This window comes from Streptomyces sp. NPDC046821, from assembly GCF_040645335.1.
GTDB lineage: Bacteria > Actinomycetota > Actinomycetes > Streptomycetales > Streptomycetaceae > Streptomyces.
This window is the reverse complement of record NZ_JBEYYB010000016.1, coordinates 155,062-170,055: the sequence shown is the minus strand read 5'-3', so window position 1 is coordinate 170,055 and position 14,994 is coordinate 155,062. Positions and strand designations below refer to the sequence as shown.

Sequence of the window (14,994 nt, the reverse complement as noted above, 5' to 3'; positions counted from 1 at the left end):
CTCGTGGATAACAAGACAGGTAGGTGCATCAGCATCATGAAGTCCCTCAACGCGCGCACCTCTCGCGCCATAGTCGTCGCCATCGCGGCCGGTTCCCTCGCTCTGACGGGATGCTCCGGCGGCAGCAACGGCAAGGCCAAGGACGACTCCAAGACGCAGAAGGACGCGGCGCACCAGTCCAAGCCGGTCGCCTACGGTGACGCGGCCGCGTCCGTCGGCCCGGCCAAGGACGTCCCGGGTGCCAAGCCCGGCGGCCAGATCACCGTGTACGCGCAGTCCGACCTGACGCACATGGACCCGGGCCAGAGCTACGTCTCGGACGCCGGCCAGTTCGGCAACCTGATCACGCGTGGTCTGACGAACTACCAGGAGGACGACAAGGGCAACCTGACCGTCGTCGGTGACATCGCCACCGACTCCGGCAAGTCGTCCGACGGCGGCAAGACCTGGACGTACACGCTCAAGGACGGCATCAAGGACGACCAGGGCAACGTCATCACGTCCAAGGACGTCCGCCACACCATCGAGCGTCAGTACGCGAAGTTCATCTTCGACGGCCCGACCTACATCCAGTCCTGGCTCTCCGGTGACGACTACCGCAAGCAGCTGCCGGACGGCCCCTTCAAGGGCAAGCACCTGCCGGACTCCGTCCTGTCGACCCCGGACGCCAAGACCGTGGTCTTCCACTTCGACACGGCCCGCCCCGACCTGCCGCAGGCGCTCGCCATGCCGGGTTACGGCATCGTCCCCGAGAAGCGGGACACCAAGGAGAAGTACGACAAGGCCCCCGCCTCGCTCGGCCCGTACAAGATCTCCGACTACAAGGCCGGCAAGTCCCTCACCCTGGTGAAGAACACCAACTGGGACCCGAAGACGGACTCCGTGCGCCACCAGTACGTCAACGGCTTCAACTTCGAGCTGACGGTCGCCCAGGACAGCCAGACCAAGCGTCTGATCGCCGACCAGGGCGAGGCCAAGACCGCGATCCAGTTCACGGACATCGTCGACCCGGCCCAGCTCCAGGACGTCGTCACCGACCCGAAGGTCAACAAGCGCACCATCAAGGGCTACCAGCCCTACGTGTGGCAGATGACCTTCAACCTGGACCGCATCAAGGACAAGAAGGTCCGCGACGCCATCACCTACGCCATCCCGAGCCAGCGGATGGTCCAGGCCGACGGCGGCAAGTACGGCGGCGAGATCGCGGGCGGCCTGTTCGCCCCGACCCTGCCGAACTTCGACCCGACCTTCGACCCGTTCGGCAAGCTGAAGAAGCCCAACGGTGACATGGCCAAGGCCCAGCAGCTCATCAAGGAAGCCGGTGTCAAGAAGGGCACCAAGCTCACCTACGCCTACTCGAACACCCCGCGCGGCCAGGCCCAGATGGTCATCATCAAGGACACCCTGACCAAGCTCGGCTTCAACATCCAGGCCAAGGAGATCGACCGGGCCAGCTTCTACGAGCAGATCGGCAAGCTGGACAACCCGTACGACCTCTACATGACCGGCTGGGGCCAGGACTGGCCGTCCGAGGGCACGGTCGTCACCCCGGTCTACGACGGCACGCAGGTCCACGACGGTGGCTCGAACTACTCCCACATCAAGGACGCGCAGGTCGACGCCGGCATCAAGGAGGCCCTGAAGCTGGACCCGGCCCAGGCCAAGGCCAAGTGGGCCGCGCTGCACAAGCGCATCGTCGAGGACATCAACCCGGCCGCCCCGGTGTACTACTCCAAGTCGATCCAGATGTTCGGTTCCGGCATCGGCGGTGCGAAGTACAGCACCGAGTCGAGCTACATCGACATCAACGACCTGTTCGTGAAGTAAGCGACCAGTTCGTGAAGTTGTAGCCATCGCCGCCGATCACGGCTGATCCGTGGGGGTGCGCGCCAGGCGGAGCGCACCCCCACGGCCTGCTGAGCCCCTAGTTACCACCGCCTCCGAAGAGAGCAGCCGACCGCCATGCTTCAGTTCCTCATCCGCCGGTTGACCGGTGCGGTCGTGATCATGTTTCTGATCGCGGCGTTCACGTTCTTCCTGTTCTATACGGTTCCTCAGGACTTCGCCGAGCTGGCCTGCGGCAAGAACTGCACACCGCAGAACATCGCGGTCATCCGCGAGAACCTGGGCCTCGACAAGTCCATCGCCGCGCAGTTCTGGGAGTTCATCCGGGGCATCGTGATGGGCCGCGACTTCCCGATCGGTCACTGCCCGGCCCCGTGCCTGGGCGTCTCGTTCAAGACCAACGACTTCGTGTGGGGATCGATCACCGACCGCTTCCCGCTGACCCTCTCCCTGACCATCGGCGGTCTGGTCGTCTTCCTGGTGGTGGGCCTCGGCACCGGTCTGCTGGCCGCGTGGAAGCGCGGCACGATGCTCGACCGGATCGTCTCCGGCGCCTCGATCGTGCTCAGTTCGTTCCAGATCTACCTGCTGGGACCGATCGTCCTCGGCCTGTTCGTCTACAGCACCGGCTGGATGGACAACCCCAAGTACTTCTCGTTCTTCGACAGTCCCGCCAAGTGGTTCATGGGTCTGCTCATCCCGTGGGTCGTGATGGCGACGATCTTCACCGCGCAGTACACCCGTATGGCGCGCTCCACGATGATCGAGCAGCTCCAGGAGGAGCACGTCCGCACCGCCAAGGCCAAGGGAATGCGCGGCAAGTACGTCTTCTTCCGCTACGCCTGGCGCGGATCGCTCATCCCGATCGTCACCATCCTCGGCATCGACCTCTCCGGCCTGCTCGCGGGCGCGGTGGTCACCGAGTACACCTTCGACCTGCCCGGTCTCGGCCGGCTCGCGGTGGAGTCGTCCACCGACAAGGACCTCCCGGTGACCATGGGAGCGATGCTGGTAGGCGCCTTCTTCATCCTGATCCTGAACATCATCGTGGACATCGCATACGCATACATCGACCCGCGCGTGCGCCTCGCCTAGGAGAACGACCGTGACCACTGTGACCAAGACCGAGGACACCCCGGCCCCGACCGGTTCGGAGGCTTTCCTCTCGGTCCGTGACCTCAGGGTGCAGTTCTCCACCGAGGACGGCATCGTCAAGGCGGTCGACGGGCTCTCGTTCGACCTGGAGCGCGGCAAGACGCTCGGCATCGTCGGCGAGTCCGGCTCGGGCAAGTCCGTCACCAACCTGACGGTCCTCGGGCTGCACAACAAGAAGTCCACGACCGTCGACGGCGAGATCGTCCTGGACGGCCAGGAACTCGTCACCGCGACGGAGAAGGAACTGGAGAAGGTCCGCGGCAACAAGGCCGCGATGATCTTCCAGGACCCGCTCACCGCGATGTCGCCGTACTACACGGTGGGCCGCCAGATCATGGAGCCCTTCATGAAGCACACCGGTGCTTCCAAGAAGGACGCCAGGATCCGCGCCATCGACATGCTCGAGAAGGTCGGCATCCCGCAGCCGAAGATGCGCGTCGACGACTACCCGCACCAGTTCTCCGGCGGTATGCGCCAGCGCGCGATGATCGCCATGGCCCTGGTCTGCGACCCCGACCTGCTGATCGCCGACGAGCCGACCACCGCGCTCGACGTGACCGTGCAGGCGCAGATCCTGGACCTCCTCAAGGACCTCCAGCAGGAGTTCGGCTCCGCGATCGTCTTCATCACCCACGACCTCGGCGTCATCTCGAAGATGGCCGACGACCTGCTCGTGATGTACGCGGGACGGGCCGTCGAGCGCGGCTCGGTGAAGGAGGTGCTGCGCACGCCGCAGCACCCGTACACCTGGGGCCTGCTCTCGTCGATGCCCCGGCTCGGCGGTGACATCAACGAGGCGCTCACGCCGATCCCGGGCACCCCGCCGTCCCTGCTCAACCCGCCGACGGGCTGCCGCTTCCACCCGCGGTGCGCCTTCACCGACCAGGTGTCGGACGGCCGTTGCGCCAGCGAGCGACCGCTGCTCGCGGACGGCCGTGCCGCCGCGTGCCACCTCACCTCGGAGCAGCGGCAGTCCATCTTCATCGACCGCATCAAGCCCCGGCTCGGCTAGGAAGTACACGACATGACTGACAACGTCACCCTTCCCAAGCAGCAGGGATCCGGCGAAGGGCCCGCGAAGTCCGGCGAGGCGCTGCTCCACGTCGAGGGCCTGACCAAGCACTTCCCGATCTACGGCGGCTTCCCCATCAAGCGCAGGGTCGGCGCCGTGCAGGCCGTCGACGGCGTGGACCTCACCGTGCACGCGGGCGAGAGCGTCGGCCTCGTGGGCGAGTCCGGCTGCGGCAAGTCGACCACCGGCCGGCTGATCACGCGCCTGATGGAGCCCACCAGCGGCACGATCACGTACCAGGGCCAGGACATCAGCCGCGCGAGCCGCAAGCAGCTCGCGCCGGTGCGCTCCGAGATCCAGATGATCTTCCAGGACCCGTACTCGTCGCTGAACCCGCGGCAGACGGTCGGCACGATCATCAAGTCGCCGATGGAGGTCAACGGGATCGAGCCGCCCGGCGGCCGGGAGAAGCGCGCCCGTGAGCTCCTGGAGACCGTGGGTCTCAACCCGGAGCACTACAACCGCTTCCCGCACGAGTTCTCCGGCGGTCAGCGCCAGCGCATCGGCGTCGCCCGCGCGCTCGCCCTGAACCCGAAGCTGATCATCGCGGACGAGCCGGTCTCCGCGCTCGACGTGTCGATCCAGGCGCAGGTCGTCAACCTGCTCAAGAAGGTCCAGGACGAGCTCGGGATCGCGTTCCTGTTCATCGCCCACGACCTGGCGATCGTGCGGCACTTCTCGCAGCGCGTCGCGGTCATGTACCTCGGCAAGATCGTCGAGATCGGTGACCGCGACTCGATCTACAACGCGCCGCGCCACCCCTACACGCACGCGCTGCTCTCGGCCGTGCCGGAGGTGGAGATCGAGGACGGCGAGGACCGTGAGCGCATCCGGCTGCAGGGCGACGTGCCCTCGCCGATCGCCCCGCCGTCCGGCTGCCGCTTCCGTACGCGCTGCTGGAAGGCGCAGGACAAGTGCGCCACGGAGGAGCCGCCGCTCGTCCAGATCTCCGGCAACCGTGACGGCCACCTGACGGCCTGCCACTTCCCGGAGGAGCCGACCACGGAGGACCGCGGCGAGGACATCGTCCTCGACCCGGCACTGGTGGCCCTGGAGGAGGAGACGGGCGACGACGCCTGACGCTTCGTCTTTTCAACTGGCGGCCCGCCACTGGTGATTGGATCACCGGTGGCGGGCCGTTCGACGTAGGGGGAAGAGGCCGCGGGGGCGTGTGGTCTGGGGGCGTGCCGCGCTGAGGCGATGGCCTGCTGGGGCCGGCCACCGGTGGCGGGCCGTTTCGCGTACGAGGATTGGGGTCGCGGTGCTGAATGACCTGGAGACGCTTTGCGTCGAGGCCATGGACAGGTACGGGTGTCCATCCGTCTCCGTCGCTGTGGCCGAGCGCGGAGAGGTGGTTCTCGCCGGGGCGTACGGGCTCGCGGATATCGCCGCCGGGACCCCGGCCACGCCGGGCACCCCGTACGCCCTCGCCTCCGTCACCAAGCCGCTCACCGCCGTGGCGGTCTGCGTCGCGGCCGACGCGGGGCTCATCGACCTGGACGCCCCGGGCCCGCTCGGCGCTACGCCGCGTCAGCTTCTGCGGCACCGGGGCGGCCTTGGCGCGCACTACGACTTCCACTACGGCGAGACGGGCGCGCCCGCGATCGACGCCGAGCGCTACACCCGCCTGTACCGCGAGCCCGGCTCCGGCTTCGAGTACGCGAACCTCGGCTACCGGCTCCTCGGCCGGCTCCTGGAGCAGGCGACGGGCCAGGACCTCGCGACGTACGTACATGAGCGGGTCACCGAACCCCTCGGCCTCGGCGGCCTCCGTATCGCCCCCGCCCGCCCGGGCGCCGCGACCCGGTACACATCCGACGGGCGCCCCTACCCGGACGTCCTGCGCACCAGCCACCCCGGGGCCACGCTCGGCTGGGCGACGGCGTCCGAACTCGCCCGCTTCGCCGGGTCCTGGCCGCGGCTCCTGAAGCCGGACACCGCGGCCGCGATGACCGACGCCGTCCCGATCGGCGAGCACCTCGGGTACGGCCTCGGCTGGTGTGTCTCGCTCGGCGCGGGTCCGCTCCTGGTGAGCCACGGTGGCGGCATGGGCGGGGTGGCCGCGATGGTGGCGGCGGCGCCGGAACGGGCCCTGTCGGTCGCGGTCCTGACGAACACGACGACGAAGGCGGCCCGCGACGCGGTCGTGAACCACGTACTGGGCGAGTTGGTCCCGGGTTACGCCCCCGAGCGGATCACCCCGTCTTTCGCCGCCCCCGCCCGCCCCCTGACGCTGCCGCAGGGGGAGTGGGCGGGCCGGATCGAGACCCCGGAGGGTGACGTCAGCGTCCGGCTACGGATCCTGGCACAGGGCCAGGCAGAGCTGCGTATCGGAGCCACCACGGCCACCGCCGACGCGACCGCCACAGACACCCTCGCCCTGCGCGCCACCTTCCCGCTCCAGCTCCCGACCGCAGACGCGCACATCGCCGGCCCGCTACTCGGCCTCGAACTCTGCCTACTTGAAGGCGAGTTGACGGGCCGTGCCCTCGCCTACAAGAACGGCGACAGCGAGGGCCACCTCGGCAATCTGCTGAGTCACGCCTGCACGCTGACGGCTGAGCCCGCGTCGGTTCCGGTCCTCCCGTAGAGCACCTTCCCGCCCATACGGACGGCTGAAAGTGCGTTATATGCCGTTAAGGATGATATTTGGGCCTAAGTGCCGTAAGGCGCGGACTCAGAAGGATTCCGAGGAGGACTCCATGCGTGGAGCCACGCACGCCAGGTGGGCCGCTTGTGCGGTGGTGGTCGCACTTACGGCGACGGCCTGTGGTGGTGGGAGCGACAGCGGTGGTGGCAGTGGCAGTGGTGGTGACGGGTCGGGGATCGTCCGCTCGTCCTGGGGCGACCCGCAGAACCCGCTGGAGCCCGCGAACACCAACGAGGTGCAGGGCGGCAAGGTCCTCGACATGATCTTCCGCGGACTGGTGCGCTACAACCCGAAGACCGGTGCCGCCGAGAACATGCTGGCGGACAAGATCGAGACCACGGACTCCGTCAACTTCAACATCACCGTCAAGGACGGCTGGACGTTCTCCAACGGCGAGAAGGTCACCGCCCAGTCCTTCGTGGACGCCTGGAACTACGGCGCGGCCCTCAAGAACAACCAGAAGAACGCCTACTTCTTCGGCCAGATCGAGGGCTACGACAAGGTCCACCCCGACTCCGGCGCCGCGAGCGCCACCACCCTGTCCGGCCTCAAGGTGACCGGTCCGCTCACCTTCACCGTCAAGCTCAGCCAGAAGTTCTCGCTGTGGCCCGACACCCTCGGCTACGCGGCCTTCTCGCCGCTCCCCAAGGCCTTCTTCGACAACCACGCGGCCTGGATCAGCAAGCCCGTCGGCAACGGCCCGTACACGATCGACAGCTACACCAAGGGCTCCCAGATGTCCCTGCGCAAGTGGGACAAGTACCCGGGCACGGACAAGGCGCAGAACGGCGGCGTCGACCTCAAGGTCTACACCGACAACAACACGGCCTACACCGATCTGACGGCCGGAAACCTCGACCTCGTCGACGACGTCCCCGCGGCCCAGCTCAAGAACGTGAACGCCGACCTGAGCGGCCGGTACATCAACACCCCGGCCGGCATCATCCAGACGATCGCCTTCCCCTTCTACGACCCCGCGTGGAACAAGGCCAACAGCGACAAGGTCCGCGAGGGCCTGTCCATGGCGATCAACCGCAAGCAGATCACCGAGACGATCTTCCAGAAGACCCGCACCCCGGCCACCGACTGGACCTCGCCGGTCCTCGGCAAGGAGGGCGGCTTCCAGGACGGCCTGTGCGGAAAGGCCTGCGACTACAACCCCACCGAGGCCAAGAAGCTCGTCCAGGAGGGCGGCGGCCTCCCCGGCGGCCAGGTCAAGATCGCGTACAACGCGGACACCGGCAGCCACAAGGAGTGGGTCGACGCCGTCTGCAACAGCATCAACAACGCGCTCGGCAACGACAAGGCCTGCGTCGGCCTGCCCACCGGCACCTTCGCCGACTTCCGCAACAAGATCACGCAGAAGAAGATGACGGGCCCGTTCCGTGCCGGCTGGCAGATGGACTACCCGCTCATCCAGAACTTCCTGCAGCCGCTCTACTACACCAACGCCTCGTCCAACGACGGCCACTGGTCCAACAAGGACTTCGACAAGCTCGTCGACCAGGCCAACGCCGAGTCCGACAAGACCAAGGCGATCCAGCTGTTCCAGCAGGCCGAGGGCGTCGTACGGGACAACATGGCCGCCATCCCGCTCTGGTACCAGAACGGCAGCGCCGGCTACTCCGACAAGGTCAGCAACGTCGCCCTGAACCCGTTCAGCGTCCCCGTCTACAACGAGATCAAGGTCAAGTGACGTCCGGGGAGCGGCCGCCCGGACACCGCCGGGCGGCCGCTCCCCCCGATTCGGGAGCCCCGTCATGGGACGTTATGTGATCCGGCGTCTGCTGCAGATGATCCCGGTCTTCTTCGGCGCGACGCTGCTCATCTTTTTGATGGTCAACGTGATGGGCGACCCCATCGCGGGCCTGTGCGGCGAGCGGACCTGCGACCCCGCCACCGCCGCCCAGCTCAAGCAGGAGTTCGGCCTCGACAAGCCCGTCTGGCAGCAATACCTGACTTATATGGGGCACGTCTTCACCGGCGACTTCGGGACCGCGTTCAACGGCCAGAAGGTCACCGAACTGATGTCGACCGCCTTCCCCGTGACGATCCGCCTGACCATCGTCGCGATCCTCTTCGAGATCGTCATCGGCATCACCCTCGGCGTCGTCACCGGCCTGCGCCGCGGCCGCCCCGTCGACACCGGCGTACTGCTGCTCACCCTGGTCGTCATCTCCGTGCCGACGTTCGTCACCGGCCTGCTGCTCCAGCTGCTGCTCGGCGTCGAATGGGGCGTCATCAAACCCGCGGTGTCCACCGAGGCCACGTTCTCCGAACTGATCGTCCCCGGCCTCGTCCTCGCCTCGGTCTCCCTCGCGTACGTCACCCGGCTCACCCGCACCTCGATCGCCGAGAACCGCCGCGCCGACTACGTCCGCACCGCCATCGCCAAGGGCCTTCCGCGCCACCGCGTGATCACCCGGCACCTGCTGCGCAACTCACTGATCCCCGTCGTCACCTTCATCGGCACCGACATCGGCGCCCTGATGGGCGGCGCCATCGTCACGGAGCGCATCTTCAACATCCACGGCGTCGGCTACCAGCTCTACCAGGGCATTCTCCGCCAGAACACCCAGACCGTCGTCGGCTTCGTGACCGTCCTCGTCCTCGTCTTCCTGGTGGCCAACCTGATCGTCGACCTCCTGTACGCCGTACTCGACCCGAGGATCCGCTATGCCTGAACCCCAGCCTCCGGAGCCGTTCACCTCGGGTGGGGGCCGCGCCCCCGAGGACGGCGCCATAGCGGCCACGGGCGCGGGCGGCGCCATGGACCTCGCCACCAGCGAGGGCACCACCCTGGAGAAGACGCCCGGCGGTCCCGGCGGCGGCGAACCCGCCGGCAAGCCGCGGAGCCTGTGGTCCGACGCCTGGCGCGACCTGCGCCGCAACCCGATCTTCATCATCTCGGGCCTCGTCATCGTCTTCCTCGTGGTCATCTCGCTCTGGCCCTCCCTGATCGCCTCCGGCAACCCCCTGTCCTGCGACCTCGCCAAGGCCCAGGAGAGCTCCCAGCCAGGCCACCCCTTCGGCTTCGACGGCCAGGGCTGCGACGTCTACACCCGCACCGTGTACGGCGCCCGCACCTCCGTCACCGTCGGCGTCTGCGCCACCCTCGGCGTCGCGCTGCTCGGCAGCGTCCTCGGCGGGCTCGCCGGGTTCTTCGGCGGGTCGGGGGACGCGATCCTGTCCCGTATCACCGACGTCTTCTTCGCCATCCCCGTCGTCCTCGGCGGCCTGGTGCTGCTGTCCGTCGTCACCAGTGCCACCGTGTGGCCGGTCATCGGGTTCATGGTGCTGCTCGGCTGGCCGCAGCTCTCCCGCATCGCCCGAGGCTCCGTCATCACGGCCAAACAGAACGACTACGTCCAGGCGGCCCGCGCCCTCGGCGCCTCCAACTCCCGGATGCTCCTGCGCCACATCCTGCCCAACGCGGTCGCCCCGGTCATCGTCGTCGCCACCATCGCCCTCGGCACGTACATCTCCCTGGAGGCGACCCTCTCGTACCTCGGTGTCGGCCTGAAGCCGCCCACCGTCAGCTGGGGCATCGACATCTCCGCGGCGTCCCCCTACATCCGCAACGCCCCGCACATGCTGCTCTGGCCCGCGGGCGCCCTCGCGGTCACCGTGCTCGCGTTCATCATGCTCGGCGACGCGGTGCGCGACGCCCTCGACCCCAAGCTGAGGTAGGCGCCCATGCTGCTCGAAGTACGCGACCTGCACGTGGAGTTCCGTACCCGCGACGGCGTCGCCAAGGCCGTCAACGGTGTCAACTACACCGTCGACGCGGGCGAGACGCTCGCCGTCCTCGGCGAGTCCGGGTCCGGCAAGTCCGTGACCGCGCAGGCCGTCATGGGCATCCTCGACACCCCGCCCGGAAAGATCGCCGGCGGCGAGATCGTCTTCCAGGGCAAGGACCTCCTCAAGCTCAAGGAGGACGAGCGCAGGAAGATCCGGGGCGCCAAGATGGCGATGATCTTCCAGGACGCCCTCAGCTCCCTCAACCCCGTCCTGTCCGTCGGCGCCCAGATCGGCGAGCTGTTCACCGTCCACCGGGGCATGTCCCGCAAGGACGCCCGCGCCAAGGCCGTCGAACTCATGGACAGAGTCAGGATTCCGGCCGCCAAGGAGCGCGTCGGCCAGTACCCGCATCAGTTCAGCGGCGGTATGCGCCAGCGCATCATGATCGCGATGGCGCTCGCCCTCGAACCGGACCTGATCATCGCCGACGAGCCCACCACCGCCCTCGATGTCACCGTCCAGGCCCAGGTCATGGACCTGCTCGCCGAGCTCCAGCGCGAACTCGGCATGGGGCTCATCCTCATCACCCACGACCTCGGCGTCGTCGCGGACGTCGCCGACAAGATCGCCGTCATGTACGCGGGCCGCATCGTCGAGACGGCCCCCGTCCACGAGATCTACAAGGCGCCCGCCCACCCGTACACCAAGGGCCTCCTCGAATCGATCCCGCGCCTCGACCAGAAGGGCCAGGAGCTGTACGCGATCAAGGGCCTGCCGCCCAACCTGATGCACATCCCGCCCGGCTGCGCCTTCAACCCGCGCTGCCCCATGGCCCGGGACGTGTGCCGCACCGACGTCCCCCCGCTGAACGAGGTGAACCCGGCCCGGCGCAGCGCCTGCCACTTCTGGAAGGAGACGCTCGATGGCTGACGTGGCGACAGGGACGAAAGACGTCGGGCCCACGCCCACCGGCGAGCCGATCCTGGAGGTCAGCGGCCTGGTCAAGCACTATCCGCTCACCCAGGGAATCCTGTTCAAGAAGCAGGTCGGCGCGGTCAAGGCGGTCGACGGCGTCGACTTCGCGCTCGCCCGGGGCGAGACCCTCGGAATCGTCGGCGAGTCCGGCTGCGGCAAATCCACCGTCGCCAAGATGCTCGTCAACCTGGAGCGGCCGACCGCCGGGCAGATCAAGTACAAGGGCGAGGACGTCACCAAACTCTCCGGGCGCGCCCTGAAAGCCGTACGCCGCAACATCCAGATGGTGTTCCAGGACCCCTACACGTCCCTCAACCCCCGCATGACCGTCGGCGACATCATCGGCGAGCCCTACGAGATCCACCCCGAGGTGGCCCCCAAGGGCGACCGGCGCCGCAGGGTCCAGGACCTCCTCGACGTCGTCGGACTCAACCCCGAGTACATCAACCGCTACCCGCACCAGTTCTCCGGCGGCCAGCGTCAACGCATCGGTATCGCACGGGGGTTGGCGCTGCGCCCCGAGATCATCGTCGCCGACGAACCGGTCTCCGCCCTCGACGTCTCCGTGCAGGCCCAGGTCGTCAACCTGCTCGACAGCCTCCAGAAGGAGTTCGACCTCTCCTACGTCTTCATCGCCCACGACCTGTCCATCGTCCGCCACATCTCCGACCGCGTCGGCGTCATGTACCTCGGCCGCATCGTCGAGACCGGCACCGACGAGGAGATCTACGAACACCCCACGCACCCCTACACACAGGCGCTCCTGTCCGCCGTCCCCGTCCCCGACCCGGAGGCGCGCGAGCACCGCGAGCGGATCATCCTCACCGGAGACGTGCCGTCCCCGGCCAACGTGCCGTCGGGCTGCCGCTTCCGCACGCGCTGCTGGAAGGCGCAGGAGCGGTGCTCCCTGGAGATCCCAGAACTCGCCGTGCCCGCCGAGTTCCGCATCGGGGAGTCCTCGGCCAAGCACGCCTCTGCGTGCTTCTTCGCGGAGGAGATGAAGGTCGTGCCGACCGAGTAGGCGGGCCGGGGCGGGTGATTCCGCCCCGGCCGGTCAGCTGCCTAGGCGAGGCCCAACGAGCGCTTCAGGAAGTCGACTTGGAGCAGCAGCAGATTCTCCGCGACCTGCTCCTGGGGCGTCATGTGGGTCACGCCCGACAGCGGAAGCACCTCGTGCGGCCGGCCCGCGGCGAGCAGAGCCGAGGACAGGCGCAGGCTGTGCGCCACCACCACGTTGTCGTCGGCCAGGCCGTGCACGATCATCAGCGGCCGGTGCTGCTCCGCCGCCTCGGACAGCCCGTCGTCGGTGACCAGCGAGCTCTTCGCGTACACCTCCGGCGAGGTCGTCGGGTCGCCCAGGTAGCGCTCCGTGTAGTGGGTGTCGTAGAGGCGCCAGTCCGTGACGGGGGCGCCCGCGATGCCCGCGTGGAACACGTCCGGGCGGCGAAGGACCGCGAGGCCCGCGAGGTAGCCGCCGTACGACCAGCCGCGGATCGCCACCCGGCCCAGGTCGAGCGGGAACGTCTCGGCGAGCGCGTGCAGCGCCGTCACCTGGTCGTCGAGCGTGAGCGTCAGATCGTCGCGGATCGCCTTCTCCCGCGCGGGGGAGTGGCCCGGGGTGCCGCGCCCGTCCGCGACGACCACCGCGAAGCCCTGGTCAGCGAACCACTGCGACGTCAGATGCGGATTGTGCGCGGCGACCACCCGCTGCCCGTGCGGACCGCCGTACGGGTCGAGCAGTACCGGCAGCGGACCGTCGCCCTCCTGGTACGAGGACGGGAGCAGGACGGCGCACGGGATCCCGGCCGCCTCCGTGAGCGTCAGGCGCGGGCTCAGCGAGGGGCGCTCGGCGTGCGAGGCGACCGTCGCGATCTGCTTGCCGTCGCGAAGAACCCGCACCCGCGTGCCCGGTTCGCCGGTGCTCGCCGACGCCAGGACGGTCACGCCGCCCGCACGCACCGCCGAGTGCACGCCGGGCTCCTCGGAGACCCGCTCCACGCCCAGCTCGTTGACCCGGTAGACATGTACCTCGCCGGTCTCCCGCTCCGGCGCCGCAGCGCCCGCCGACGCCGAGATCAGCACGTCGCTCGCGCCCACGTCGAGCACCGCCCGTACGTGCAACTGCGGCCCGGTCAAAGGACGTTCACCGACCGCGAGCACCCGCGCCCCGCCCTCGTCGGCGATCCGCACGAGCTGCCCGCTCGGCGACCACGACGGCACACCGGGGAACAGCTCCAGCCACTGCCCGTCCTCGTCCGCGTGCACCATCCGCGTCGAGCCGTCCTCGACGTTCACCGCGAGATACAGCTCGCTCAGCTGGTCACGCGCCTGCACGAGAAGCAGCGGCGCCCCGTCGGCCGACCAGTGCACGCGGGCCAGGTACGGGTATCCGGCCCGGTCCCACGACACCTCGGTGCGCTCGCCGTCCAGGCCGACGACGAAGAGCCGCACCTCCGCGTTGGGCGTGCCCGCCGCCGGGTAGGCGTTGCGGGCCGGCTCGCGGTCCGGGTGCGCCGGGTCCGCGATCCACCAGCGCCGTACGGCCGCGTCGTCCGCCCGCGCCACGAGCAGCCGGTCCGAGTCGGGCGACCACCAGAAGCCGCGCGAACGGCTCATCTCCTCGGCCGCGATGAACTCCGCGAGGCCGTAGGTGACGGTCGCCGTCTCGTCCTCGGCCGGCCCGGCCAGAACCCGGTCGCCCTCGCCGTCCGCGCCGACGACGCGCAGCGCGCCCCCGGCGACGTACGCGACGTGGCGGCCGTCGGGCGAGGGACGCGGGTCGATCACGGAACCGTGGCGCGCCGCTTCGGTGAGTTCACGCGTCGTGCCCGCGCGCAGTTCGGCCGTGAACAGCCGTCCGCTGAGCGCGAACGCGGCCAGCTCCACGGCGGCGTCGGTCGCGTAGCCGACGATGCCCGCGGCGCCCTCGCGGCTGCGCTCGCGCCGGGCGCGCTCCTCGGCCGACAGATCCTCCTCGGCGCCGCCGAGCAGCGCGAGCGGATCGGCGGCGATCCGCTCCTCGCCGGACGCCACGTCCAGGGCCCACAACGCGTTCGCGCGGTCGGTACCGGAACCGGAGCGCAGGAAGACGACGCGTTCGCCGTCGGGCGCGACCGCGAACGCCCGTGGCGCGCCCAGCGTGAAGCGCTGGGTGCGGGCGTGCCGGCGCGGAAAGGAAACAGGCTCGGTGGTCATCCCCAGACCATAGGACGCCGGACGGGTCGTGCGCCCCCCTTGCGCCCATGCACCGATCCATGCGTCCGGACGGATAGTTATGATCTCTAGCGTCGTGTGGGTAGAAGCCGTTCGCCGCACTGCGTACGGCAGTTGGGCTCGGGACAAGGGAGGTGGACCGCTGTGGCACTCTCGATTTCAGCGGTGGTGCTGTTCGCGATCATCGTCATCATCCTGATCAAGAAATCGGGTCTGAAAGCCGGACACGCGCTCATCTGCGTCCTGCTCGGGTTCTACCTCTCCAGCTCCTCCATCGCACCCACGATCAGCCAGATCACGAAGAACGTCGCGGGCATGGTCGGCGGGATCAAGTTCTAGGGCC

Annotated in this window: 12 protein-coding genes; 11 read left to right on the top strand and 1 reads right to left on the bottom strand. The window is 68.6% G+C overall.

What is annotated here, in order from left to right:
* Nucleotides 1–36: 36 nt before the first annotated feature.
* The 10 genes from ABZ893_RS30510 (at nt 37) to ABZ893_RS30465 (ending at nt 12,459) form a co-directional block, all read left to right on the top strand.
* Nucleotides 37–1,827 carry an ABC transporter substrate-binding protein gene (locus ABZ893_RS30510; RefSeq protein WP_361410125.1) on the top strand — a complete coding sequence of 597 codons (1,791 nt, stop codon included), beginning with the start codon at nt 37–39 and terminating at the stop codon, nt 1,825–1,827.
* 135 nt (nt 1,828–1,962) lie between these two features.
* Nucleotides 1,963–2,940 (top strand): ABC transporter permease, encoded by a 978-nt coding sequence (locus ABZ893_RS30505; RefSeq protein WP_361410122.1) that lies wholly within the window; start codon nt 1,963–1,965, stop codon nt 2,938–2,940.
* Between the two features lie 10 nt (nt 2,941–2,950).
* Nucleotides 2,951–4,012 (top strand): ABC transporter ATP-binding protein, encoded by a 1,062-nt coding sequence (locus tag ABZ893_RS30500; RefSeq protein WP_361410119.1) that lies wholly within the window; start codon nt 2,951–2,953, stop codon nt 4,010–4,012.
* A 12-nt stretch (nt 4,013–4,024) separates the two neighbouring features.
* Nucleotides 4,025–5,152 carry a dipeptide ABC transporter ATP-binding protein gene (locus ABZ893_RS30495; RefSeq protein WP_361410116.1) on the top strand — a complete coding sequence of 376 codons (1,128 nt, stop codon included), beginning with the start codon at nt 4,025–4,027 and terminating at the stop codon, nt 5,150–5,152.
* 181 nt (nt 5,153–5,333) lie between these two features.
* Nucleotides 5,334–6,662, top strand: coding sequence for a serine hydrolase domain-containing protein (locus ABZ893_RS30490; protein ID WP_361410113.1), 1,329 nt, complete (start codon nt 5,334–5,336; stop codon nt 6,660–6,662).
* 112 nt (nt 6,663–6,774) lie between these two features.
* Nucleotides 6,775–8,418, top strand: coding sequence for an ABC transporter substrate-binding protein (locus ABZ893_RS30485; protein WP_361410110.1), 1,644 nt, complete (start codon nt 6,775–6,777; stop codon nt 8,416–8,418).
* 64 nt (nt 8,419–8,482) lie between these two features.
* Nucleotides 8,483–9,406, top strand: a complete 924-nt coding sequence (locus tag ABZ893_RS30480; RefSeq protein ID WP_361410107.1) for an ABC transporter permease — start codon at nt 8,483–8,485, stop codon at nt 9,404–9,406.
* Nucleotides 9,399–10,412: an ABC transporter permease gene (locus tag ABZ893_RS30475; protein WP_361410104.1), complete on the top strand. Its 1,014-nt coding sequence runs from the start codon at nt 9,399–9,401 to the stop codon at nt 10,410–10,412. Before ABZ893_RS30480 ends, ABZ893_RS30475 begins: the two co-directional genes overlap by 8 nt.
* 6 nt (nt 10,413–10,418) lie before the next feature.
* Nucleotides 10,419–11,393 carry an ABC transporter ATP-binding protein gene (locus ABZ893_RS30470; RefSeq protein WP_361410101.1) on the top strand — a complete coding sequence of 325 codons (975 nt, stop codon included), beginning with the start codon at nt 10,419–10,421 and terminating at the stop codon, nt 11,391–11,393.
* Nucleotides 11,386–12,459 carry a dipeptide ABC transporter ATP-binding protein gene (locus ABZ893_RS30465; RefSeq protein ID WP_361410098.1) on the top strand — a complete coding sequence of 358 codons (1,074 nt, stop codon included), beginning with the start codon at nt 11,386–11,388 and terminating at the stop codon, nt 12,457–12,459. Before ABZ893_RS30470 ends, ABZ893_RS30465 begins: the two co-directional genes overlap by 8 nt.
* A 41-nt stretch (nt 12,460–12,500) precedes the next feature.
* Here the strand turns inward: ABZ893_RS30465 and ABZ893_RS30460 are convergent, their stop codons facing one another.
* Nucleotides 12,501–14,633, bottom strand: a complete 2,133-nt coding sequence (locus ABZ893_RS30460) for a prolyl oligopeptidase family serine peptidase (RefSeq protein ID WP_361410095.1) — start codon at nt 14,631–14,633, stop codon at nt 12,501–12,503.
* 162 nt (nt 14,634–14,795) lie between these two features.
* Here ABZ893_RS30460 and ABZ893_RS30455 point away from each other — a divergent pair, with 162 nt between their 5' ends.
* Nucleotides 14,796–14,990 carry a hypothetical protein gene (locus ABZ893_RS30455; RefSeq protein WP_361410092.1) on the top strand — a complete coding sequence of 65 codons (195 nt, stop codon included), beginning with the start codon at nt 14,796–14,798 and terminating at the stop codon, nt 14,988–14,990.
* Nucleotides 14,991–14,994: the final 4 nt, after the last annotated feature.

Bases quoted from the DNA above. Each gene is read 5' to 3' on its own strand.
- ABZ893_RS30495 (WP_361410116.1), top strand. From the start codon at position 4,025: ATGACTGACAACGTCACCCTTCCCAAGCAGCAGGGATCCGGCGAAGGG.
- ABZ893_RS30465 (WP_361410098.1), top strand. From the start codon at position 11,386: ATGGCTGACGTGGCGACAGGGACGAAAGACGTCGGGCCCACGCCCACC.
- ABZ893_RS30505 (WP_361410122.1), top strand. From the start codon at position 1,963: ATGCTTCAGTTCCTCATCCGCCGGTTGACCGGTGCGGTCGTGATCATG.
- ABZ893_RS30510 (WP_361410125.1), top strand. From the start codon at position 37: ATGAAGTCCCTCAACGCGCGCACCTCTCGCGCCATAGTCGTCGCCATC.
- ABZ893_RS30460 (WP_361410095.1), bottom strand. From the start codon at position 14,633: ATGACCACCGAGCCTGTTTCCTTTCCGCGCCGGCACGCCCGCACCCAG.
- ABZ893_RS30470 (WP_361410101.1), top strand. From the start codon at position 10,419: ATGCTGCTCGAAGTACGCGACCTGCACGTGGAGTTCCGTACCCGCGAC.
- ABZ893_RS30485 (WP_361410110.1), top strand. From the start codon at position 6,775: ATGCGTGGAGCCACGCACGCCAGGTGGGCCGCTTGTGCGGTGGTGGTC.
- ABZ893_RS30480 (WP_361410107.1), top strand. From the start codon at position 8,483: ATGGGACGTTATGTGATCCGGCGTCTGCTGCAGATGATCCCGGTCTTC.
- ABZ893_RS30475 (WP_361410104.1), top strand. From the start codon at position 9,399: ATGCCTGAACCCCAGCCTCCGGAGCCGTTCACCTCGGGTGGGGGCCGC.